The 22969-nt window shown below is 69.2% G+C and carries 21 protein-coding genes; 10 read left to right on the top strand and 11 right to left on the bottom strand.

The annotated features are described in order from the left end of the window. Nucleotides 1-236: 236 nt before the first annotated feature. Nucleotides 237-818: a C40 family peptidase gene (locus IEY81_RS14625; RefSeq protein WP_189119219.1), complete on the top strand. Its 582-nt coding sequence runs from the start codon at nt 237-239 to the stop codon at nt 816-818. A gap of 103 nt (nt 819-921) precedes the next feature. Here IEY81_RS14625 and acs read toward each other — a convergent pair whose 3' ends face one another. From acs to IEY81_RS14660, 7 genes are all read right to left on the bottom strand, one after another. Next, nucleotides 922-2892 carry an acetate--CoA ligase gene (acs, locus tag IEY81_RS14630; protein WP_189119220.1) on the bottom strand — a complete coding sequence of 657 codons (1971 nt, stop codon included), beginning with the start codon at nt 2890-2892 and terminating at the stop codon, nt 922-924. Between the two features lie 130 nt (nt 2893-3022). Beyond that, nucleotides 3023-4642 (bottom strand): monocarboxylic acid transporter, encoded by a 1620-nt coding sequence (locus IEY81_RS14635; RefSeq protein ID WP_189119221.1) that lies wholly within the window; start codon nt 4640-4642, stop codon nt 3023-3025. Between the two features lies 1 nt (nt 4643). Next, nucleotides 4644-4994 (bottom strand): DUF485 domain-containing protein, encoded by a 351-nt coding sequence (locus IEY81_RS14640; RefSeq protein ID WP_189119222.1) that lies wholly within the window; start codon nt 4992-4994, stop codon nt 4644-4646. A 187-nt stretch (nt 4995-5181) separates the two neighbouring features. Then, nucleotides 5182-6711, bottom strand: a complete 1530-nt coding sequence (locus IEY81_RS14645) for a sodium/solute symporter (RefSeq protein ID WP_189119223.1) — start codon at nt 6709-6711, stop codon at nt 5182-5184. Then, nucleotides 6708-7076, bottom strand: a complete 369-nt coding sequence (locus IEY81_RS14650) for a hypothetical protein (RefSeq protein WP_189119224.1) — start codon at nt 7074-7076, stop codon at nt 6708-6710. Before IEY81_RS14650 ends, IEY81_RS14645 begins: the two co-directional genes overlap by 4 nt. 22 nt (nt 7077-7098) lie before the next feature. Beyond that, nucleotides 7099-7869 (bottom strand): LytR/AlgR family response regulator transcription factor, encoded by a 771-nt coding sequence (locus IEY81_RS14655; RefSeq protein WP_189119225.1) that lies wholly within the window; start codon nt 7867-7869, stop codon nt 7099-7101. Beyond that, nucleotides 7866-9014 carry a sensor histidine kinase gene (locus tag IEY81_RS14660; RefSeq protein WP_189119226.1) on the bottom strand — a complete coding sequence of 383 codons (1149 nt, stop codon included), beginning with the start codon at nt 9012-9014 and terminating at the stop codon, nt 7866-7868. The genes IEY81_RS14655 and IEY81_RS14660 overlap by 4 nt, the downstream gene beginning before the upstream one ends. Before the next feature lie 134 nt (nt 9015-9148). Here IEY81_RS14660 and IEY81_RS14665 point away from each other — a divergent pair, with 134 nt between their 5' ends. From IEY81_RS14665 to IEY81_RS14675, 3 genes are all read left to right on the top strand, one after another. Further along, on the top strand, nt 9149-9622 hold the full coding sequence (locus tag IEY81_RS14665; protein ID WP_189119227.1) for a PNPOx family protein: 474 nt from the start codon (nt 9149-9151) through the stop codon (nt 9620-9622). Between the two features lie 17 nt (nt 9623-9639). Then, nucleotides 9640-10602 (top strand): 5'-nucleotidase, encoded by a 963-nt coding sequence (locus IEY81_RS14670; protein WP_189119228.1) that lies wholly within the window; start codon nt 9640-9642, stop codon nt 10600-10602. A 498-nt stretch (nt 10603-11100) separates the two neighbouring features. Further along, the gene (locus tag IEY81_RS14675) at nt 11101-12546 is read left to right on the top strand and encodes an alkaline phosphatase PhoX (protein WP_189119229.1); all 1446 of its coding nucleotides are present in this window, start codon (nt 11101-11103) and stop codon (nt 12544-12546) included. Between the two features lie 58 nt (nt 12547-12604). On the opposite strand, the gene IEY81_RS14680 is transcribed toward IEY81_RS14675, so the two are convergent. After that, on the bottom strand, nt 12605-13720 hold the full coding sequence (locus tag IEY81_RS14680) for a ScyD/ScyE family protein (RefSeq protein WP_189119230.1): 1116 nt from the start codon (nt 13718-13720) through the stop codon (nt 12605-12607). 284 nt (nt 13721-14004) lie between these two features. Here IEY81_RS14680 and IEY81_RS14685 point away from each other — a divergent pair, with 284 nt between their 5' ends. Beyond that, entirely contained in the window at nt 14005-15456 is a 1452-nt protein-coding gene (locus IEY81_RS14685) for an MFS transporter (RefSeq protein ID WP_189119231.1), read from the top strand. A 130-nt stretch (nt 15457-15586) separates the two neighbouring features. On the opposite strand, the gene trpS is transcribed toward IEY81_RS14685, so the two are convergent. Further along, nucleotides 15587-16540: a tryptophan--tRNA ligase gene (gene trpS, locus IEY81_RS14690; protein WP_189119232.1), complete on the bottom strand. Its 954-nt coding sequence runs from the start codon at nt 16538-16540 to the stop codon at nt 15587-15589. A gap of 196 nt (nt 16541-16736) precedes the next feature. Between trpS and IEY81_RS14695 the strand changes: the two genes are divergently transcribed. The 5 genes from IEY81_RS14695 (at nt 16737) to IEY81_RS14715 (ending at nt 20614) form a co-directional block, all read left to right on the top strand. Next, nucleotides 16737-17942, top strand: coding sequence for an acetoin utilization protein AcuC (locus IEY81_RS14695; RefSeq protein ID WP_189119233.1), 1206 nt, complete (start codon nt 16737-16739; stop codon nt 17940-17942). Between the two features lie 197 nt (nt 17943-18139). Continuing rightward, entirely contained in the window at nt 18140-18343 is a 204-nt protein-coding gene (locus tag IEY81_RS14700; RefSeq protein WP_141782367.1) for a helix-turn-helix domain-containing protein, read from the top strand. A 186-nt stretch (nt 18344-18529) separates the two neighbouring features. After that, nucleotides 18530-18631 carry a 30S ribosomal protein bS22 gene (locus IEY81_RS14705; protein WP_008356322.1) on the top strand — a complete coding sequence of 34 codons (102 nt, stop codon included), beginning with the start codon at nt 18530-18532 and terminating at the stop codon, nt 18629-18631. A gap of 14 nt (nt 18632-18645) precedes the next feature. Continuing rightward, nucleotides 18646-19665: an NAD-dependent epimerase/dehydratase family protein gene (locus IEY81_RS14710; RefSeq protein ID WP_189119234.1), complete on the top strand. Its 1020-nt coding sequence runs from the start codon at nt 18646-18648 to the stop codon at nt 19663-19665. Next, complete coding sequence (locus tag IEY81_RS14715) at nt 19658-20614, top strand: lysophospholipid acyltransferase family protein (RefSeq protein ID WP_189119235.1); 957 nt, start codon at nt 19658-19660, stop codon at nt 20612-20614. The genes IEY81_RS14710 and IEY81_RS14715 overlap by 8 nt, the downstream gene beginning before the upstream one ends. Before the next feature lie 123 nt (nt 20615-20737). Here IEY81_RS14715 and IEY81_RS14720 read toward each other — a convergent pair whose 3' ends face one another. Continuing rightward, complete coding sequence (locus tag IEY81_RS14720) at nt 20738-21946, bottom strand: DUF5667 domain-containing protein (RefSeq protein WP_189119236.1); 1209 nt, start codon at nt 21944-21946, stop codon at nt 20738-20740. A 142-nt stretch (nt 21947-22088) separates the two neighbouring features. Beyond that, nucleotides 22089-22874 carry a sigma-70 family RNA polymerase sigma factor gene (locus IEY81_RS14725; RefSeq protein WP_189119237.1) on the bottom strand — a complete coding sequence of 262 codons (786 nt, stop codon included), beginning with the start codon at nt 22872-22874 and terminating at the stop codon, nt 22089-22091. Nucleotides 22875-22969: the final 95 nt, after the last annotated feature.

The following is a 22969-nucleotide window of genomic DNA, read 5'->3' on the forward strand; positions in this document are numbered from 1 at the left end:
CCGAACGGCGAGGCCGCTCCGGTCGCGCCGAAGCCCGTCACAGCCGGAGGTGAACCGACCCAACCTAGGTGGCGGGCACGGGGGAGCCAGGCAGTACGCCGGCAGCCAGAGACAAGGCCGACCGGCTTGGGGTGAAGGCGCAGTCGACGGAACACAGGATTCCAGCGCCCGGGCATCAGCAGCCCGAATCCGACAGGTGAACCTTCGTAGGTGTCGCTGCATCGGGGGAACCTCGAATGATCGGAACGTGCATCAGCGCGCTGCCGCGCGCGCCCAGGAAGATCAGCAGGAAGTTCAGCATCGGCATTGCGACCACCCTCGTGGCCGGGCTCGCACTCGTCGCCGCACCCAACCAGTCGGCCACCTCGGCTCCGCCGGGCGCAACCACCCGGACCGGCGCTCCGCCGGCCACCGCACCCACCACGGCCGTCGTGGAGAAGAAGGCCAAGAAGAAGGGGTCCCGCGGCATCCGTGCGCTCCGGCGTGCCAAGAGCCGTGCCGGCGCTCCGTACTCCTACGGCGCCGACGGCCCGCACGCCTTCGACTGCTCGGGTCTGACCCAGTGGGTCTACAAGAAGCTCGGCCGCAAGCTGCCCCACAGCTCCTCGGGGCAGGTCGGCCACACCTTCAAGGTCAAGAAGCCCCGCAAGGGCGACCTGGTGTTCTTCTACGGCAGCGGCGGTGTCTACCACGTCGGCATCTACGCCGGGAAGCGCGACGGTCGCCGCTGGGTCTGGCACGCACCCAGGCCCGGTGAGCGGGTCCAGAAGGATCCCATCTGGACCGGCAGCCACTTCATCCGAAGGGTGAAGTACTAGCAGCCTGGAGGTCGCACAGAAACGCCGAGTCGGCGCATCCGACCCCTCCCGCTCGCTTCGCTTTCGCGAGGCACGGGGTCAGATGCGCCGACTCGGCAGCGGCTCAGTCCTCCGTAGAGGTCGCCTGGCCGGCGGCGATCAGATCCATGATCGTCTGGTCGGCGAGCGTGGTCGTGTCGCCGACACCGCGACCCTCGGCGAGGTCACGCAGCAGGCGCCGCATGATCTTCCCGGAGCGGGTCTTCGGCAGCTCGGGCACGATCATGATCTGCCGCGGCTTGGCGATCGGGCCGATCTCCTTGCGGACGTGGTCGGAGAGCTCCTTGTGGCAGTCCTCCGGCGAACCGTCGCGCAGGATCACGTACGCCACCACGGCCTGCCCCGTGTCGGCATCGGTCGCACCCACGACGGCCGCCTCGGCGACGTAGGGGTGGGAGACCAGGGCCGACTCGATCTCGGTCGTGGAGAGGCGGTGGCCGGACACGTTCATCACGTCGTCGACGCGGCCGAGGACCCAGACGTCGCCGTCCTCGTCCTTCTTCGCGCCGTCGCCGGCGAAGTAGAAGCCTTGGTCCTTGAAGCGCGCCCAGTAGGTGTCGACGTAGCGCTGGTCGTCGCCCCAGATCGTACGCAGCATCGACGGCCACGGCTCGGTGAGCACGAGGTAGCCCCCGGCACCGTTCGGCACGGAGACGCCGTTGTCGTCGACCACGTCGGCGCTCACACCCGGCAGCGCCTTCATCGCCGAACCCGGCTTGCCGTGGGTGACGCCGGGGAGCGGGGAGATCATGATCGCGCCGGTCTCCGTCTGCCACCAGGTGTCGACGACAGGCACCTTCGAGCCGCCGATGACGTCGCGGTACCAGACGTAGGCCTCGGGGTTGATCGGCTCACCGACCGAGCCGAGCAGGCGGACCGAGGAGAGGTCGCGCCCGTCCGGGATCTCCCGGCCCTGCTTCATGAACGTCCGGATCGCGGTCGGTGCGGTGTAGAAGAGGGTGACGCCGTACTCCTCGATGATCTTCCACCAGCGACCCTTCTCCGGGAAGTCCGGCGTGCCCTCGTAGAGCACCTGGGTCGCGCCGTTGGCCAGTGGGCCGTAGACGATGTAGGAGTGGCCGGTGATCCAGCCGATGTCGGCGGTGCACCAGTAGACGTCGGTCTCGGGCTTGAGGTCGAAGACCTCCCAGTGGGTGAACGCCGACTGGGTGAGGTAGCCGGCGGTGGTGTGCAGGATGCCCTTCGGCTTGCCGGTGGTGCCGGAGGTGTACATGACGAAGAGCGGGTGCTCGGAGTCGTGCGCGACCGGGGTGTGCTCGGTGGACGCCTCCGCGACGACGTCGTCCCACCACTTGTCGACCGAGTCGTTCCAGTCGATGTCCTGGCCGGTGCGCTTGACGACCAGCACGTTCTCGACCAGGCCGGACTGCGCCTCCTCGACCTTCGCGACGGCCTCGTCGACGGCCGGCTTGAGCGCCGAGGGAGCCCCACGACGGTAGCCGCCGTCGGAGGTGACGATCAGCTTCGCGCCGCAGTCGACCACGCGGGTCGCGAGCGCGTCGGCGGAGAAGCCGCCGAAGATGACGGTGTGGATCGCGCCGATCCGCGCGCAGGCCAGCATCGCGAAGACGGCCTCGGGGATCATCGGCATGTAGATGGCGACCCGGTCGCCCTTGGATACGCCCAGCGACTCGAAGGCGTTCGCGGCGCGCGAGACCTCGTCCTTGAGGTCGGCGTAGGTGATGGTGCGCTTGTCGTCCTCGGGCTCGCCGACCCAGTGGATCGCGACCCTGTCCCCGTGGCCGGCCTCGACGTGCCGGTCGACGGCGTTGTACGCGACGTTGATCTCGCCGCCCTCGAACCACTTCGCGAAGGGCGGGTTGTCCCAGTTCAGGACGCGGTCGAACGGCTTGGCCCAGGTGAGCCGCTCGGCAGCGACGGCCCAGAACGCGTCGCGGTCCGTGGCGGCCTGGTCGTAGGCCTCGGCCTTGACGTTGGCGGCGGCGGCGAGCTCGGCGGGCGGCTCGAAGCGGCGCTTCTCGTGCAGCAGGTTGGACAGGGTCTCGTCAGTCACGGGTCGCTCCTACGAACAGAAAGGTTGTGGCTCAAGCCACAGGGTAGTGCGGGGGAAGGAAAGAGGATGGCGGGCCGTCGCACGACCGAGACCGTGAGGCCTCAGCGGACGACGACCCGCCGGGGGTGGATCAGTGCGAGATCGCCTTCTCCGAGCCCGCGCCGGTGAGCGCGCGGACCTCGAGCTCGACGTAACGCTCGGCGGTCTCGGGCTCCTTCGACGTCACCGTGCCCAGCCAGCCCAGGAAGAATCCGAGCGGGATGGAGACGATGCCGGGGTTCTCGAGCGGGAACCAGGCGAAGTCGATCCCGGCCGGGAACAGCGAGAGGCTGGCGCCGGTGGCGGCGTCGACCTTGCCGGAGACGACGGGCGAGAAGAAGACCAGCCCGACGCAGGAGATCAGACCGCCGTAGATCGACCAGGTCGCTCCGCGGGTGTTGAAGCGCGCCCAGAACATGTTGTAGATGATCGCCGGCAGGTTCGCCGAGGCGGCGACCGCGAAGGCCAGTGCGACCAGGAACGCGATGTTGAGCGACTGCGCCGGGATGGCCAGCAGGATCGCGACCAGGCCGATGCCTGCCGCGGCCCAGCGCGAGACCTTCAACTCCTCCTTCTCGGAGGCCTTGCCGCGCTTGATCACCGAGTTGTAGATGTCGTGGGCGACGGAGACCGAGGAGGTCAGCGTCAGACCCGCGACGACGGCGAGGATCGTGGCGAATGCGACCGCGGAGATGAGGGCCAGCAGCACCGCGCCGCCGATCGAGCCGTCACCGCCACCGACCTCCTGGGCGAGCAGTGGTGCGGCCAGGTTTCCGGCCTTGTCCATCGTGGCCGGGTCGACCAGGGCGGCCGCACCGAAGCCCAGGACCAGGGTGAACAGGTAGAAGACGCCGATCAGGCCGATCGCCCACAGCACCGACTTGCGGGCATCCGCGGACGTCGGGACGGTGTAGAAGCGGATCAGGATGTGCGGCAGGCCCGCGGTGCCGAGCACCAGCGCGAGACCCAGCGAGACGAAGTCGAGCTCGCTGGTGAAGTTCAGGCCGTACTTCAGGCCCGGCTGGAGGAAGGCGTCGCCCTTGCCGGAGGCATCGGCGGCCGAGCCGAGCAGCGAGGACAGGTTGAAGCCGAACTGCGCGAGCACGAGGATCACGATCAGGGCCGAGCCGGTCATCAGCAGGACGGCCTTGACGATCTGGACCCAGGTGGTGCCCTTCATCCCGCCGACGGTGACGTAGAAGATCATCAGCGCGCCGACGAAGAGGATCACGATGTTCTTGACCGCCTGGTCCTCGACGCCGAGCAGCAGAGCCACCAGGGCGCCCGCGCCGACCATCTGGGCCAGCAGGTAGAAGATCGACACGACGACCGTGGAGGTCGCGGCCGCCAGGCGGACGGGGCGCTGCTTCATCCGGTACGCCAGCTGGTCGGCCATCGTGTAGCGACCGGAGTTCCGCAGCACCTCTGCGACCAGCAGCAGCGCCACCAGCCAGGCGACGAGGAAGCCGATCGAGTAGAGGAACCCGTCATAGCCCGAGAGCGCGATGGCCCCGGAGATACCGAGGAACGAGGCCGCCGACATGTAGTCGCCGCCGATCGCGAGGCCGTTCTGGAAGCCGGAGAACCCGCGGCCGCCGGCGTAGTAGTCGGCTGCGGTCTTGGTCTGCCGGCTCGCCCAGAAGGTGATGCCGATCGTGATCGCGACGACGGTCAGGAAGAGGACCGTGGTGAGGATCTGGCTGCCGTCCATGTCAGATCTCCCTCTTGCCGAGCTCGTATTCCTCGTCGAGCTTCCGAGCCAGCGGGTCGAGGTGCTTGTTGGAGTAGTTGGCGTAGAAGTACGCGATGCCGAACGTGGTCAGGAACTGCAGCAGCCCGAAGACCAGCGCGACGTTGATGTTGCCGACCAGCTTGGTGTTCATGAAGCCCTCTGCCCAGTTCGAGCAGAAGACGTAGAGGAGATACCAAACCAGGAATGCCACCGTGGCCGGGAAGACGAACTTCCGATACGCCGACCGCAGAGCGCGGAACTCTGCGGTGGCGTGCAGGCTGTCGTAGACCGGGTCGTGCCGGTGGGCTTGGTCGTGTGCTTCTTCGCTCACGGTCGAACCCTTTCGTTGACGAGCCCGTCCTCCGTGGGGGTAGAGGGCGGACGACGTTGTGATCGCAGTCACAGTAGAGGTGGCCCGCCCTGCTCGTCCCGGGCAACGCACCGTCCCTCGGTGGACGGCACCGTCGCGCGACGAGCGGTCGATTTCGTACGCCGAGTGGCGGTCGTCCGGGAGCGGTTCAGCGCTGGAGGGCGGGCGTGGCGGCCGGCTCGATCTTCGGTTCCGGAGTGTGCAGCCGGACCAGCAGCCGGGTCGTGTGGGCGGGGACGTGGGAGGCGGTGGCGAGGCTGACGACGATCATCACCGTGAACGAGAGCGGCACCGCCCACAGCGCCGGCTGGGTGAGGGCGACATCGACCCACGAGCCCGTACGCCACCCACCGATCGTGACCACGACGGCCGTGCCGGTCGTGACCAGGCCGGTGACGAGTCCGGCGCCGGCGCCGTAGGCGGTCAGCCGGCGCCACCAGATGCCGAGGATGAGGAGCGGGCAGAAGGTGGCGGCGGCGAGTGCGAACGCGAGCGCGACGCCGCGGGCGACGCCGACGCTGGGGGTCAGCAGAGCGCCGGCGACGGGGACGAGGACGGCGACCAGGGAGGCGATCCGGAAGGCAGCGACCCCGCCGAACGGGCTGCCGCGGCGGCGCAGCATCGGCACGACCACGTCCTGGGAGAGCACTCCGGAGACGGCGATCGCCAGACCCGACGAGGTCGACAGGAACGCCGCGAAGGCGCCGGCGCAGACCAGCCCGGTCAGGGCGTCGCCCGCCCAGCCGGGGAGCATCAGGCGGGGCAGCTCGAGGATCAGGGTGTCGGCGGAGGCGGGGGTGGCTGCGTACACACGGCCGAGGAGGCCGAGGACCGGTGGCAGCAGGTAGAAGGCGCCGAGGAGGGCCAGCACGACCAGGGTGGTGCGGCGGGCGGCGCGGCCGTCGGGGTTGGTGTAGAAACGGACGCCGACGTGGGGCAGGCCCATGGTGCCGAGGAACGTCGCCGCGATCAGCGAGTAGGTGGCGTAGAGGCCGGTCGAGCCCTCGGTGCCCATCGGCAGCGACCAGGCCAGGCCGAGGTCGGCGGGCCGGGGCGCGCCGTCGCCGGCCCAGACCGCGACCAGCACCCCGACCGGGACGAGCAGGGCGGTCAGCTTGAGCCAGTACTGGAACGCCTGCACGAAGGTGATCGAGCGCATCCCGCCGGAGAAGACGCTGACCAGCACGACGGTGCCGACCAGCACCGGGCCGACCCAGCGCGGCGCCCCGGCGACGAGCTCGAGGGTGATGCCGGCGCCCTGGAGCTGGGGGAGCAGGTAGAGCCAGCCGATGGAGACGACCAGCAGCGAGCAGAGCCGCCGCACACCGCGCGAGGCGAGCCGCTCCTCGGCGAAGTCGGGCAGCGTGTAGGCCCCTGACCTGCGCAGAGGTGCCGCGACCAGGGTCAGCAGCACGAGGTAGCCGGCGGTCCAGCCGATCGGGTACCAGAGCATCTCCGCGCCGGAGACGAAGACCAGCCCGGCGATGCCGAGGAAGGAGGCGGCGGAGAGGTATTCGCCGCCGATCGCGCTCGCGTTGAGGCCGGGGCGCACCGACCGCGAGGCGACGTAGAAGTCGCTGGTGGTGCGGCTGAAGCGCAGTCCCCAGGTGCCGATGGTGAGGGTCGCCAGGGTGACCAGGGTGACGGCGACGATCGCCGGGGCGGAGTCGAGGCTCATGGCGCCTCGTCGTCCGACTTCAGCAGGTCAGCGTAGCTGTCCTCGTTGCGCTCGGCGCCGCGCAGGTAGAAACGGCCGAGGAGGAAGAGGAACGGGTAGACGAGCACCCCGAGGAGCAGCCAGGGCAGCGGTACGCCGAAGGGTGCCGTGCGGGCCAGGCCCGGCAGCAGCCAGAAGAGCAGCGGGAGCGACCCGACGCCGACGACGAGCAGCGCCAGGGTGCGTACCGCGATCGAGAGCTGGGCGCGCATCAGCGAGCCGAGGTAGATCTCGCCGAGGTGGGTGTCCTCGTCGATGTCGACACGGCGGACGGCCGGGCGCCGGCGGGGCGGTCCGGTGACGCGTACGCGCTGGGGCTCAGTCATCTGCTCGGGTCATCTGATCGGGTCATGCGCGCCGCGCGAGCAGGTCCTTGAGCTGACGGGTGTGGCGGCGGCTGACCTGCAGCTCGATGCCGCGCGAGGAGCCGCCGACCACGACCGACGTGCGCCCGGCCTCCGACCTCACCTCGGTCACGTGGGCGAGGTTGACGAGGAGCGAGCGGTGGATGCGTACGAAGCGGGCCGAGGCCCACTCCTGCTCGAGCTGGGTCAGCGGCACCCGCACCAGGTGGGAGGCGTCGGCGGTGTGCAGGCGCGCGTAGTCACCCTGGGCCTCGACGTGGGAGATCTGTGAGCGCCACACGAAGCGGGTCACGCCGCCGAGCTCGACCGGGATCTGCAGGTCGCCGCTCGGCTCCTCCTCGGGGACGCTGCCCATCAGCCGGGTCACGGTCTCGGCCAGGCGCTCGGCGCGCACCGGCTTGAGGACGTAGTCGACCGCACGCAGGTCGAAGGCCTCCAGCGCGTGCTCCTCGTGGGCGGTCACGAAGACGACCGCCGGCGGCGTCTTGAACCGTGCCAGCAGGCGGGCCAGCTCGAGGCCGTTGAGCCCGGGCATCTGGATGTCGAGGAAGACCGCGTCCACACCGGAGCCCTGCAGCTGCTGCAGACCGTCGGTGGCGCTGAGGCAGGTGCGCACCTCGGCGACGCGTGCGTCCTGGGTGAGCAGGTAGGAGAGCTCGTCAGCCGCCGGCGGCTCGTCGTCGACGACCAGGATCCGCAGCCGGCCACCGGGCGCGCCCTGGCGAGCGGCGACGGCCTGGGTGGTGCGGTTCATGTGTGGACTCCTGGGGCGAACTTCGGGATTCTGAGGATGACCTTCGTGCCGGCGCCGGGGGCGGTCTCGACGATCAGGCCGTAGTCGTCGCCGTAGGCGTTGCGCAGCCGGGCGTCGACGTTGCCGAGCCCGACCGAGTCGTTGGCCGAGCTGTTCCCGGCGGTCGAGTCTGTCGAGGCCCCGGTCAGCGCGTCGCGCACCTTCTCCGGGTCCTCGCCGGCGCCGTCGTCCTCGACCTCGATCACGCACTCGGTGCCGCTGTCGGCCGCCCGGATGGAGATGTGACCGGTCTCAGCGTCGGCCAGACCGTGGCGTACGGCGTTCTCGACCAGCGGCTGCAGGCACAGGAACGGCACCGCGATCGGCAGCACCTCGGGCGCCACCGAGAGCCGCACGCTCAGCCGCTCGCCGAACCGGGCCTGCTCCAGGAGGAGGTAGCGCTCGACGGACCGGAGCTCCTCCGACAGCGTGGTGTATTCACCATGGGTGCGGAAGGAGTAGCGGGTGAAGTCGGCGAACTCCAGCAGCAGCTCGCGCGCCCGCTCCGGGTCGGTGCGTACGAAGCTGGCGATCGCACCCAGCGAGTTGTAGATGAAGTGGGGGCTGATCTGAGCGCGCAGCGCGCGTACCTCGGCCTCCATCAGCCGCCGCCGCGACGCGTCCAGCTCGGCGAGCTCGAGCTGACCGGAGACCCAGGTCGCGACCTCGTCGGTGGCGCGGACCATCATCGCCGAGGTGTCCGGGGCGTAGGCCTGCAGCGTGCCGACCAGGTGGTCGTCGACGACCAGCGGGCTGACCACGGCGGAGTGGAGCGGGCAGCCGGCCTGGCCGCACTCCAGGTCGACCCGGTCGTAGAACCTGGTCGCGCCGCGTTCCAGCGTCGCCTCGGCCAGCTTCGTCACGTGCTCCTGGTGGTGGGTGCCGATGCCCTCCCAGGCGAGCAGGCCGTCGGTGTCGGTGATCGCCAGCGCAGGGGCGGCCAGCAGCGCCTGCAGGTGGGGCGCCGCGCGCTCGGCGCTGTCGATGGTCAGGCCGCCACGCAGCGCAGGGCTCGCCAGCGATGCGTTGTGGAGGGTGCGGAAGGTCGCCCGGTCGGCTTCGGTGCCCAGATGGGTGCCCATGGAAGAGCGCAGCCAGCGCCGCATCCGCTCTCCTCCTCCCTTCGGTGGTCGATCCTGTCGAGACCCACCTGGCGTGATCCGAGACCATCCCCAAGTGTGACGGCGCCCACGCTATCTGTCATCAGGCCCGCCGCGGAGGTGCGAGGTAGGTTTGCGGCATGCGAGCGAGTCGAGTCATCCCGGGCCTGCTGGCCGCCGGCGTCGTGGGCGCGGGAGCCGCGTTCGTGATCGGCATGCGAAACAAGTCGCCATGGCTGCAGGACCGCATCCGCACCTTCTCGAAGCAGTTCGCCTCGGAGGCGCTGAAGACCGCCGGCCAGGAGGGTTCCACCAACGGCGTCGTCCTGCACGTCGGCCGTTCGAGCGGCCGGGAGTACGCCACCCCGATCACGCCGTTGCCCACCCCCGACGGCTTCGTCATCACGCTGCCCTACACCTCGAAGGTCGACTGGGCCCAGAACGTCCTGGCCGCCCACTCGGCCACGATCGTCTACGACGGCGTCGAGCACCGCGTCACCGACCCGCGGATCGTCCCCTACGCCGAGGTCGCCCCGCTGCTCCCCAAGAGTGCCGGCATCGTCCGCGCGCTCTTCGACGTGCAGGAGTTCCTCCGCGTCACCCACGCGGACTGATCCTCAGCCAGGTCGGCGTGGGATACGAGCTGAGGGACCGGCTGGTCGTCGGGATCGCGTCGAGCGCGCTCTTCGACCTGACCGAGTCGGACGCGTTCTTCCGCGCCCACGGCGAGGAGGCCTACCGGCGCTACCAGGACGAACGGATCGACGACCCGCTGCGGCCCGGGGTGGCGTACCCGTTCATCAAGCGGCTGCTCAGCCTCAACGACCTGTCCGCCGATGCCGACGACGGGCTCGTCGAGGTCATCGTGGTCTCGCGCAACGACCCCAACACCGGGCTGCGGGTGATGCGCTCGATCGAGCACCACGACCTGCCGATGACCCGCGCGGTCTTCACCCAGGGCCGCTCGCCGCACCGCTACATCGGTGCGCTCGGCATGTCGCTCTTCCTCAGCGGCAACCGCGACGACGTCATCGCGGCCAGCCGGGAGGGGTTCCCGGCCGGGCACGTGCTTCCGTCGGCCGCGACGTACGACGACTCCGACAGCTCCGTGGTCGTCGCCTTCGACTTCGACGGTGTGCTGGCCGACGACGCCTCCGAGCGGATCTTCCGGGAGGAGGGCATCGAGCGCTACCGGGCCTACGAAGCGAGCCGGAAGAGCGAGCCGCTCGAGCCCGGGCCGCTGAAGCCGCTGCTCAGCGACCTCAACCGGATCCAGCAGATCGAGGAACAGCGCCGGCTGGAGGACCCGAGCTACGAGCCGCGCCTGCGCATCGCCCTGGTCACCGCCCGCGGCGCCCCCGCCCACGAGCGCGCGATCCGGTCGCTGCAGTCCTGGGACGTCTACGTCAACGAGGCCTTCTTCCTCGGCGGCGTGGAGAAGAAACGCGTCCTCGAGGTGCTCCGGCCGCTGATCTTCTTCGACGACCAGACCACCCATCTCGACGAGGCGGTCGAGTCGATCGCAGGCGTCCACATCCCCTACGGCGTGGCCAACCCGGAGACCGGGCCAGACGACGTTCCCGCTGGTCAATAGCACCTTCACAGTTCCCCAACAGGACGTGCTCAACTGGGGGAAGGCCCTTCTGCTGTGTCACCCTGGGTGGCGTTGTACAGATTCTGTTCACGAAGAAGTGCGAGGAGTTCGCTCGATGACTTCGGCTATGTGTGCCATGTGCACCGAAGACGAGGAGATCCGGGTTCTCTCGCGTTCGGGGGGCCGCCGGCGGCTGATGTGCTGCAGGTGCGGGTACGCGTGGGAAGGCGGCCGCTCCGCGGCCCGTCAGACCCGACTGACCAGCTTGTTCGGCGCTGCCACCGTGGGGATGTTCCTCATCGTCCTGTGCAGCCTGCGGTTCGTGGACGTGGCCTGAGGGGTCGCGGGTGGCGGTCATCAGCGCGCGCTGAGCAGATGGTTCACGGCGCCGCCGCGTGGTGTTCACCGCAGGAGGGCCTGCAGGTTCGGTGAAGCGGTTTGGGTAGGGCCGAGAAGACCTGTCTCGGGATCCCCTACCTAGCTCCGAGGAGTATCACCATGCCTGCATCTCGTCGTTCCCTCATCGCCGGCGGCGCTGGTGCCGGGGTCGGGATCGCGATCGCCGGGACGATGCCCGCACTCGCCGACTCCACCCCCGGTGCGCACAAGGGCCGCGGCCCCGGGAAGTATGCGCCCACCCCGTACGAGGCGTTCCCGCCGCTCGTCGACGACCCGGACGGCATCCTGGCGTTGGCCGAGGGGTTCTCGTACAAGATCATCACCCGCGCCGGTGTCTCCAAGCTCGACAGCGGCGAGCTGACGCCGGGCTCTCACGACGGCAACGCGGTCTTCGCCGGTCGGCGTCGCGGCACCTACACGGTGATCCAGAACCACGAGCTCGGGCGCAACGCGACCTACGGTGTCCCGCACGTCGCGGGCACCGTCTACGACTCGGGTGCGACCGCCGCCGGCGGCTGCACCGTGATCACGACCAACGCGCGCGGCGAGAACCTCGGCGAGTTCGTCGGCGTCTCCGGCACGCTGACCAACTGCGCCGGTGGCCCGACGCCGTGGGGGACCTGGCTGACCTGCGAGGAGACCGAGCAGCGGGCGGGGAACGGGTATCAGAAGGACCACGGGTACGTCTTCGAGGTCTTCGCCGACGGTCGCAAGCTGCCGCTCCCGATCAAGGCGTTCGGCCGCTACGCCCACGAGGCGCTCGCGATCGACAAGGACCGTCGCCACGTCTACCTCTCCGAGGACGCCTCGGGCCCGAACGGGCTCTTCTACCGCTGGGAGGCGCCGCGCGGCTACCGGCTCGGCCCGGGGATCGCGGAGGACCTGGCCGACGACGCCGGCGAGCTCGGCGCGATGGCGATCATCCTGCCCGACGGCTCGATCCTGCCCGACGTGGCGTACCTGACCTCCAGCCAGCTCAACCGGCCGTTCCCGGTCCGCTGGATCCCGGTGCCCGATCGCGATGCGCGGGAGGTGTCGACCCGGAAGCAGTTCGCCGACGGTGAGGTGACCCGCGGGAAGAAGTTCGAGGGCGTGTGGGGCACCGACGAGGGGGTCTACGTGGTCAACTCCTACGCCGGTGAGGACAGCTCCGACCTGCCGGCCGACGCGGTCCCGCACGACGGCATGGTGTGGTTCTACAACTACAAGAACGAGACCATCCAGCTGGTGACCTACTTCCCGCACAACGACGAGGCCTGGGAGAACGACCGACCGGCCTACGACGACCTCGTCTTCGACGGTCCGGACAACGTCACGGTCACCCCTTGGGGCTCGCTGGTGCTCGCCGAGGACGGCTCGGGCTCCTCGCACGTGCTCGGCTCGTTCCCCGGCGGCCCGACGTATGCGATCGCTCGCAACCAGCTCAACGACTCGGAGTTCTGCGGGCCGGCCTTCTCGCCGGACGGCAAGGTGCTCTTCGTCAACATGCAGTCCCCGGGCCTCACGCTGGCCATCACCGGTCCGTGGGAGCGCTACCTCGGCTGAGGCCCAGGTCGCAGACGTACGCGGCGGGCGGCCCGAGCCGCCCGCCACGTGTGCAGGATCAGCCGAAGTTGATCAGCTTTCCGGCCGGAGTCGTACCCTCCTCGGTCCCGGAGAGGACGTCGACGGTGGCGACCAGGCCCCACTTCGTCCACTCGACCGCGCCGGGGGTCGGCTTCTTGGCGACCGTCCAGCGGTGGTGGTTGTGCACGGCGGTGATCTTGTTGCCGAACATCTCGGCCACGTAGATCGTGCCGCGCGGGCTCACCGCGACGCCGGTCGCACCGGCGAAGCCACGAGCGATCTGCTTCGCGTGACCGTGACCCTTGTGGGCGTCGATCTTGAAGACGCTGCCGCGAGGACCGAGCTCAGGACCCTCCGGCCCGCCCGGGAGGCTGGAGACGTAGAGGCGTCCGTGGTGACCCGTCTCGACATCGGTCGGCACGCCCTCGAAGTAGTAGGTCCGGCCGATGAAGCACCGGTCCAGCCCGAACTGCTTGACGACCTCCTTCGTGAACTTGTACGGGATCCCCGGGAGCGTCGCGACGGTGTGGATGCGACCGTGCGAGGAGACCGACAGGATGCTGTTGCCGCCGGCGTCGGCGACGTAGGTGGTGCCGCCCTCGAGGGCGGTGGCGTACGGGTGCGAGTCGACCCCGCCCTTGTAGGCCGCGGGCGCGCCGATGTCGGCCGGCCACTTCGCGTTGCACCTCTTGTTGCCGTCGCGGAAGCCGTAGTGCGTACGCCTGTCGGGGTTGTACTTCTTCTCGTAGGCGTGCAGGTTCGCGACCGTCTTGACCTTGCCCGACGGGTAGAGCCGCTTGAGCCAGCTGCCCGTGTTCTCGAAGGTCTCGCGGTCGGAGCGGGTGACGACGAAGGTGACCACGCCGCCGCGGACCGACAGCCCGCCGACCTCGTAGCCGTTGGGGTCGGTGTAGACGACCTTGGGCGCCTTGTGCGGCCGGATCTTGAGGATCTGGCCGGCGAAGTTCGAGGAGACGTACGCCGTGCCGTCCTGGTCTACCGCCGCGCTGAGCGGGGTGAGGAGACCGGAGGCGAGTACGCCGGTGGGCAGCCGTGGCTTGGAGTGAGCCTGCGCTGCAGGGGTGGTGGCGATGAGCGCCGCACCGAGGATCAGTGCGGCAGCCGCCGTCAGACACCGTGAAAGTCTGGACATGCTGTGTCCCCCTTGTTCTGTCTGTCGGCCGACGCCAGCGTCGACGCCGGCCGTGTTTCAGTCTGGATGCCTCCGGTGGCTGTTGAATCGCCCTGTTTGGGTAAGGCTCTTTTCGAACAGAGAGCTTCTGTTCGAGCGTGCTCAGGTGGGCATGGTGAGGTCGTGAGGACTGTGAGGCCGTGAGCGGAAGTTGACCGGCTCGCACGCGAGCGTTGGCGGCTGTCGAAACCTGGGCTGGTGATCGTGGGTGGCATCTCGCAGACCGCCGCACCCGAGGAGCAACCATGAGCCGCCGCCACTGGATCGATGATTGGCGTCCGGAGGACGCAAAGTTCTGGGAGGAGACCGGAGCGAAGACTGCTCGCCGCAACCTGATCTGGTCGATCTTCGCCGAGCACCTCGGCTTCTCGGTCTGGCTGATCTGGTCGGTCTCCTCGGCGTTCCTGGTCGCCCAGGGCTTCGACTTCACTCCCGGGCAGCTCTTCTTCCTGGTCGCCCTGCCCAACCTGATCGGCTCGCTGCTGCGGGTGCCCTACACCCTCGCCGTACCGAAGTTCGGTGGCCGCAACTGGACGATGATGTCGGCGGGGCTGCTGCTCGTACCGACCCTCGGCTTCGCGTACGCGGTGACCCAGCCCGCCACTCCCTACTGGGTCTTCTGCCTCATCGCCGCCACCGCCGGCCTCGGGGGCGGCAACTTCGCCTCCTCGATGGCGAACATCAACTTCTTCTACCCCTCGGACAAGAAGGGCGCCGCGCTCGGCCTCAACGCCGCGGGCGGCAACATCGGCGTCGCGCTCATCCAGTTCCTGCTGCCGGTGATCGTCGGCGGCGCGGGCATCTTCGGGCTGGTCAAGGCCGCCGAGGGCGGGATCCACCTGGAGCGGGCAGCGTTCGTCTACGCGACGCTGGCCGTGATCGCGATCCTCGCGGCGTACTTCTTCATGGACAACATCAGCTCCGCGAAGTCCTCGGCGCGCGAGCAGCTCTCGGTCGTGAAGTCGAAGCAGACCTGGATCATGTCGTTCCTCTACATCGGCACCTTCGGCTCGTTCATCGGCTACTCCGCCGCGATGCCGCTGCTGATCAAGCTCAACTTCTGGGTGCCGGAGCCGGCCCCGCTCGGTACCGGCATCTATTTCGCCTACTTCGCGTTCCTCGGCGCGCTCGTCGGCTCCGCGACCCGGCCGCTGGGCGGCTGGCTGGCCGACCGCTGGGGTGGCGCGAAGGTCACTCTCGGCGCGTTCGTCGGGATGGTCGTCTTCACCCTCGCCGTGCTGTGGACCCTCATGCAGCTCACCCCGAACCCGTCGGCGACGCCGGCGATCGCGCTCGAGAACCAGTCGTGGTTCCCGGTCTTCCTCGGCTTCTTCATGCTCGTCTTCGCCGCGACCGGCATCGGCAACGGCTCGACCTACAAGATGATCCCGTCGATCTTCCGCCGCGAGGCGGAGATGGCGACCACGCCCGGCACCGCCGAGCGCGCGGACGCGCTCGTCGCCGCCACGAAGAAGTCTTCCGCCGCGGTCGGCATCATCGGTGCCGTCGGCGCGGTCGGCGGCTTCCTCATCCCGATCGCGTTCAACAGCCCGTGGGTCTCCAACCCCCTCGACGCCACCAAGTCGGCGTTCGTGGTCTTCACGGTCTTCTACGCCGTCTGCGCGGTGGTCACGTTCATGTTCTACCTGCGGCCTCGGGGTGCGCGGGTCGGTGAGCTCGCGGTCGTACGGATCTGATCTCGGGCGGGTGCGCCGGCCCCGTGTAACACGTCGTTCGTGGGGGTAACACGTCGTTCGTAGGACTACTCGCCCTATCAGATAGGGCGAATAGTCCTACGAACAGCGTGTTACACGGGGCGCGGCGCCCTCAGTGCAGCCCGATCGCAGCCTCAGCGGCAGCGAGCACCGGGGCGGTCACCTCGCGACACCGCTCGGCCCCCGCGGCGTACACCTCGGTCACGTACGCGCGATCCGCGGCCAGCTCGCGGTAGCGCGTCTGCAGCGGCTCGAGCTGCGCGACGACGGCGTCGGTGACCGCTGCCTTCAGGGCGCCGTAGCTCGACAGCCCGGAAGCGGATCCGCCGCAGGCCTCGAGGATGTCGATGAGGTTGGTGACCCCCGGTCGGTCCTCGTCGCGGGCGACGAGCCCGGCGGAGTCGGTGACCGCACGAGCCACCTTGCGGCGTACGTCATCAGGCGGATCGAGCAGGAAGATCGACCCCGGGTGGGCGTCACCGGCCGACTTCGACATCTTGCGCGTCGGATCGGCCAGGTCCATGACCCGCGCCCCAGCCTCCGGATGCACCGCCTGCGGCACCGAGAAGACCCGGCCGTACGTCGTGTTGAACCGCACCGCGATGTCGCGAGCGAGCTCGACGTGCTGCCGCTGGTCGTCGCCCACGGGAACCTCAGAAGCGCCGTAGAGCAGGATGTCGGCCGCCATCAGCACCGGGTAGGTGAACAGCGAGGCGCGCACCGAAGCCCCGACGCGGCGGGACTTCTCCTTGAACTGGATCATCCGGCCGAGCTCGCCGGTGTGCGCGACGCACTCGAGCAGATAGCCGAGCGAACGGTGCGCCGGGACGTGCGACTGGATGAAGAGCGTGGCCGGCTCGAGGCCGCTCGCCAGCAGGAGCAGAGCCATCTCCTCGGTCCGCGTACGCAGCACCGACGGTTCGTGCGGCAGCGTCAGCGCGTGCAGGTCGGAGAGCCCGTAGAAGGCCTCGGAGTCGGCGGCGGCAGCCATCGGCTGCAACGCACCGAGCAGGTTGCCGAGCGTCAGTCGGCCCGATGGGGTGATGAGAGAGAGTCGCCGGGTCATGGTGAACCTTTCGGATGAAGGCCCACAGGTCGGCGTCGATCAGATGTCGGTCAGATACGAGAGAGGCCGCCCGTGGGCGGCCTGATGTGAGTGCGCAACATTCGAGGTGGACCGCCTAGGAGGCGGACCACCACTGACCGGAACGAATGCTGAACACCCCTCCAGTGTCGCACACGTCACGGATACGGTGTGGCCCATGACGACTTCGCCGACCACCGGGCTCGACAGCTGCCAGGGCCACTCGACGGTCGTCTACGACGAGAGCGTGGCCGACTACGACTTCGGCCCGGCCCACCCGATGGCACCGATCCGGGTCGACCTGACGATGCGTCTCGCGGGCGAGCTCGGCGTGCTCGACCACCTCCAGGTCGTCGAGGCGCCGATGGGCACCCCGGAGCAGCTCCTCACCATCCACGACGAGAGCTACATCGAGGCGGTCATCAGGGCCGGCAAGAGCGGTGAGCCCGACCTCTCCCACGGTCTCGGCACCGAGGACGACCCGGTCTTCTCCCACATCCACGACGCCAGCGCCCACATCGTCGGTGCGAGCATCGAGGCCTGCCGTCAGGTCCACTCCGGCGAGAGCATCCACAGTGCCAACATCATGGGCGGCCTCCACCACGCCATGCGGGGGCGCGCCTCGGGCTTCTGCATCTACAACGACGTCGCCGCAGGCATCCAGTGGCTCCTCGACCAGGGCGTCAAGAAGGTCGCCTACGTCGACGTGGACGTCCACCACGGCGACGGCGTCGAGAGGGCCTTCTGGAACGACCCGCGCGTGCTGACGATCTCGCTCCACGAGACCGGCCAGCTGCTCTTCCCCGGCACCGGCTTCGCCGAGGAGGTAGGTGGCCCCGAGGCCGAGGGGAGCGCGGTCAACGTCGCGCTGCCGCCCGGCACCGCCGACCACGGCTGGCTGCGCGCCTTCCACGCCGTCGTGCCCCAGCTCGTCCGCGAGTTCGAGCCCGAGATCCTGGTGACCCAGCAGGGCTGCGACTCTCACACCGAGGACCCCCTCGCCGACCTGGCGCTCAGCGTGGACGGCCAGCGGGCTGCGTACGTCGCTCTGCACGATCTCGCCCACGAGGTGTGCGGCGGGAAGTGGGTGGCTTTCGGGGGCGGTGGATACGCCATCGTCGACGTGGTGCCACGCGCATGGACCCATCTTCTTGCGCTAGTGTCGGGACATCCCTTGGAGCCGACGCTCGACGTGCCAGGTGGTTGGCGCGACCACGTGCAGACGCGCCTGGGGAGGGTCGCTCCGTTGCGCATGACGGACGGGCACGAGCCGGCCTACCGCGACTGGGGGAGCGGATACGACCCTGGGACGTGGCTCGACCGGCAGGTCCACGCGACTCGCACGGCGGTGTTCCCGCTGCACGGCCTCGACCCGATGCCTTAGTTTCTCAGCCGCTTCGAAACCCCTATCTCGTCGCGCCCAAAAGCAACTCGACACGCCGGGAGAACATGAGATTCCCAGGGTGTCCCCTTCCCCATCAGTCACATCAGGCCCTATTCTCACTTTGGGATCGCGTTTTGGACCAGAGGTGGGGAAGCCGCTGGCGTCGCGATCACTCGAAGAGAGAACGGTGGAAGCAGATGGTTACTCCTCCTGGAGACATCTCTGACAGCAAGTTCCTGACCGTCGCGGAGGTCGCGTCCATGATGCGCGTCTCGAAGATGACGGTCTATCGGTTGGTCCACTCGGGCGAGCTGCCTGCGGTGCGCGTCGGTCGTTCCTTCCGGGTTCGGGAGGACGACGCGAACGAATACCTCAAGAGCTCGTTCTACAACGCGGGCTAGTTGTCAGGCCCCGCGCCCGAGGTGGCGGGCGCGGGGGCAACCGCCTGTCTCAGCAGGTCACCGATTCTCGTCGGGCGCCAAGCCTTCGTTAGGCTGGAGCCCCTAGGCCTATCTGCCGCTCGTCGCGGCGTCTGGTCGCGTCGGCACAGGGCCGGCAATCTCTGCAACGATCGTGAAGGGTTCCCCGTGGGTTCTGTCATCAAGAAGCGTCGCAAGCGCATGGCGAAGAAGAAGCACCGCAAGCTGCTCAAGAAGACTCGCGTCCAGCGCCGCAAGCTCGGCAAGTGACGTACGTGGCGTAGGTGGCGGAACGCACCGGGCCCGGTCGGGTCCTCCTGGTCACCGGGGTCTCGCGTGACCTCGGTCGCCGGTTCGCGCGCGCTGCCGCCCGCCACCCGAACGTCGAACGGGTGATCGGCGTCGATGTCGCACCGCCTCGCGGCGACATCGGCAAGGTCGGATTCGTCCGAGCCGACATCCGCAATCCGGTGATCGCCAAGGTGATCGCCAAGGAGGAGGTCGACACCGTCGTCCACCTCAGCGTCATCTCGACCCCCGGCTCCACCGGGGGTCGATCGACGATGAAAGAGCTCAACGTCATCGGGACGATGCAGCTCCTTGCGGCGTGCCAGACCGCGCCCTCGCTGAAGCAGGTCGTGGTGAAGTCGACGACCCACGTCTACGGCGCGAGCAGCCGCGACCCGGCGATGTTCACCGAGTCGATGGAACCGCGGCGCAACCCGTCGACCGGCTATGCCCGCGACGTGGCCGACATCGAGTCCTACGTACGCGGCTTCGCCCGCCGTCGCCCCGACGTGGCCGTCACGCTGCTGCGTTGTGCCAACGTCCTCGGCCCGCGGGTGGCCAGCCCGATCGCGGAGCACTTCCGCCGCCCGGTCGTGCCCAACGTCCTGGGCTTCGACCCGCGCCTGCAGTTCCTCCACGAGCAGGATCTCTACGGCGTCCTCGCCCATGCCGTACGCACCGGTGTGCCCGGCACCTTCAACGTCGCCGGCGACGGCGTGCTCACCCATTCCCAGGTCGCCAGGCGTCTCCAGCGGCTGACCGTGCCGATCCCCGAGCCGATGTTCGGGCTGGCGCGGTTCGGCGGCAAGGAGTACCCCGCCGAGCTGCGGGCTCTGCTGACCTATGGCCGCGGCGTCGACACCACTCGGATGCGCTCGCTGCTGGGCTTCGAACCCCGCTTCACCACCGAGGAGACGGTCGTAGACTTCGCCGAGAGCGTGACGCCCTCGGCCAACCGGGCCGACCGCGCGCTGGCCGCCTTGGAGAGTCGACTGACAGGAGCGCCCGGTGACTGAGCCCGCCGCCCAGAGCTTTCCCGGCGCCACGACCCGAGAGCGCCACCCGCTGAAGGCGATCCCTGCCGCCGACTGGGCTGCAGCCCTCGAGAGCGCCGCCAAGGAGGTCTTCGGCCCCGAGTGGGAGCAGCAGCTCGCCAAGTTCATCGTCTTCCTGCGCCGCCGGGTCTCCGGTGACTACTCCGTCGACGAGTACGGCTTCGACCGCGAGCTCACCCAACGCTTCCTGCTGGCGGTGCTGCGGCCGATCAAGGAGAAGTGGTTCCGGGTCGAGGTCCGCGGCATCGAGAACATCCCGACCGACGGCGGCGCCCTGATCGTCTCCAACCATTCCGGCACCATCCCGATGGACGGGCTGATGACGATGGTCTCGGTCCACGACGAGCTCGGCCGCAACCTGCGCCCCCTCGGGGCCGACCTGGTCTTCCGGCTGCCGATCGTCGGCAACATCGCTCGCAAGGCCGGTGCCACGCTGGCCTGCAGCGAGGACGCCGAGCGGATGCTCCGCGGCGGCGAGCTGGTCGGTGTCTGGCCCGAGGGCTTCAAGGGCATCGGCAAGCCCTACAGCGAGCGCTACAAGCTGCAGCGCTTCGGCCGCGGCGGCTTCGTCTCCTCGGCGCTGCGCACCGGCGTACCCATCGTCCCGCTCTCCGTCGTCGGAGCCGAAGAGATCTACCCGCTGGTCGGCAACATCCCGGCCCTCGCCAAGGTGCTCGGCCTCCCCTACCTGCCGATCACGCCGTTCTTCCCGCTGCTCGGCCCCCTCGGCCTCGTCCCGCTCCCGTCGAAGTGGCTCATCGAGTTCGGCGAGCCGATCCGCACCGACGCGTACGACTCCTCCGAGGCCGACGACCCCATGCTGGTCTTCAACGTCACCGACCAGGTGCGCGAGACCATCCAGCAGACCCTCTACCGCCTCCTGGGCGAACGCGCCTCCGTCTTCGGCTGACCCCCTCCTCCCGCCGAGACGGCGAAAATCGACGCCGAGGGGTCAGATATCGACGCCGAGTGGGACCACTCGGCGTCAGAAATCGACCACTCGGCGTCGATAACTGACGTCTCGGCGGGAGGGTTAGGGGAGGAGGAGGCCGGTGGCGCCGGCGAGTACGTCGCCGACGAGGCCGGTCACACCGGTGACCAGGCCGGTCACCGGGTCCTTGACGGTGCCGGGGTCGGTCTCGGGCTCGTCGGCCGGGTCGTCGTCGCCGCCGCCGTCGGAGGGCACGGTGGGCGTGGGCAGGATGCTGCCGTCGTCGTCCGGAGTCTCGTCAGAGGGCTTCTTCGAGCCGTCCTTCTCGTCCTTCGGGTCGGTCACCGAACCGGGACCGATCTCGTCGGGGTCGATGGAGGGCAGGTCGAGAGCGTTGTCGTCACCCGAGGCGACCGGCGGCAGCGCCTCGGCCTCGACGACGGTGTCGGCCGGGAGCAGCCCGTCGATCTCCGAGGTCAGGCTGGAGACCAGCGTGGCCGGGAGCTCGGTGATGCCACCCTCGCAGGTCGGGCAGAGCTGGGCGGCGGCCTGATCGATCAGCACGAGCGTCTGGGCGGCGTCGGAGACGGCCGGCTCGGCCCGCTCGGGAACGTTCGCGCTCAGCTCGACGAGCTCCTCGACGCCGTCGGCCGCGAAGGTGCGCAGCTGGGCGAGGGAGTCGTTGTCCTGGGACTGCTCGAAGTCGCTGATCAGCAGGTCGGATCCACGGGCGGCCTGGCCCGAGAAGGTCTCCAGAGTCGAGACGACCCGTTCGGAGTCGGTCAGCGGGGCGTCGGCGACCAGCGTCTTGGCCTCGCGCAGGCGGGTCCCGGCGTCCTCGAGGATGCGGAAGCCGCGGGCCTGGGTGCTGACCGTGAAGCCGGCGGAGACGTTTTCCACGGCGCGCTTGACCGGGTAGAGCGAGTCACCCGGGAGCGCGGTCTGGGAGGCGGCTGCGGCGCCGGCGGTGCCGCCGACGATCGCCATCGCGGCGAGCGCGACGGCCAGCTTGCGCTGACGGCGCGGCCTGCGTACGGCACCGACGGTGAGCTTGCGCTCGATGGTCTTCTCGGCGCGCGGCGCCGGGACCAGCTCGGTGTCGGCGGCCTCCATGAGGCGCTCGCGGAGGGCGACGGAGAAGTCGCGGCTCGGCACGGCCGAGTCGCTGAGGGTCGAGAGCGACGAAGCGAAGACTGCCAGCTCGCGAAGCTCGTCGGCAGTCTGCGAGGAACGCCGATCAGGCGCGGCAGAGGCCGCGACCAGTCGGTCGAACTCTTCGGCACGCTTTCGCGCCGGGAACGCCGGGCTCATCGGAGGGTTCCTACTCGGTGTCGGCAGTGAGGGATTCGTCGAAACAGCTGCACGCAGGGAGCAGCCATGTCGGACAACGAGTCGCCCCGGCCGCGGGTTACGGCAACCGGTCGAGCATTCATGGTGGCGCGGAACACAGTCATCAGCGGATCCCGTCAGGCATCTGCTTGGCGAGATTGCGGATCCCGCGCAGCTGGAGCTGTTTCACGGCTCCGTCGCTGCGTCCGAGGATAGCCGCAGTCTCGGCGATCGACAGCCCCTGGAGGAAGCGCATGATGATGCAGTCGCGCTGTTCGTCGGGGAGCTTGGAGAGAGCTCCGAGCAGCATCTCGTTGGTGACCCCGGCCATCACGATCTTCTCCGGACCGTCCGAGGCGGAGTCGTGCAGACCCATGTCCTCGGTGGTCATCTCCAGGCGAGTGCGGCCCGCCTTGAAGTGGTCGGTGGCCAGGTTGCGAGCGATGGTCATCAGCCAGGCGCCGAAGTCCTTGCCCTGCCAGCGGAAGCCGGTCATCGAGCGGAGCGCCCGGAAGAAGGTCTCCGAGGTGAGGTCCTCGGCGACCTGGACGGACCTGGTCCGGTAGAAGAGGAACCGGTAGACCGCGCCGTTGTAGTGGTCGTAGAGGAGGCCGAACGCCTCCTTGTCACCCTTGCGGGCGAGCTCGACGAGCGCGATCAGCCGCGCCCGGTCGGCCTCGCTCTCCTCCGAGGAGGCCGCGAGATCGGTGTCGTCGTCGGGCTCGTTGTCGGAGTGTGGCTTCGTCTCGTGGGCACCGCCCGAGCCGCGCGGCTGGGGCTCGGCGAACGGGCCGGAGGCACCGGCCACCCCGGCGTACGCCGGTTCGTAGCCCTCGTTGAGAAGGATGTCGACGACCGCAGCACGCAGCGCATCCAAGCGACGCTGGACGTCATTGGCGCGGCGCGACATGTGGGTCCCTCCCGAAGACTCCCCCTGAGCGGAAGCAACCTTACGGGTTGGGGAGACCGGATGTCAGGTCCCGAGCCCAAGTTGCGTCGGCGCGT

The sequence above is a fragment of the Nocardioides luteus genome (assembly GCF_014648595.1).
GTDB lineage: Bacteria > Actinomycetota > Actinomycetes > Propionibacteriales > Nocardioidaceae > Nocardioides > Nocardioides luteus.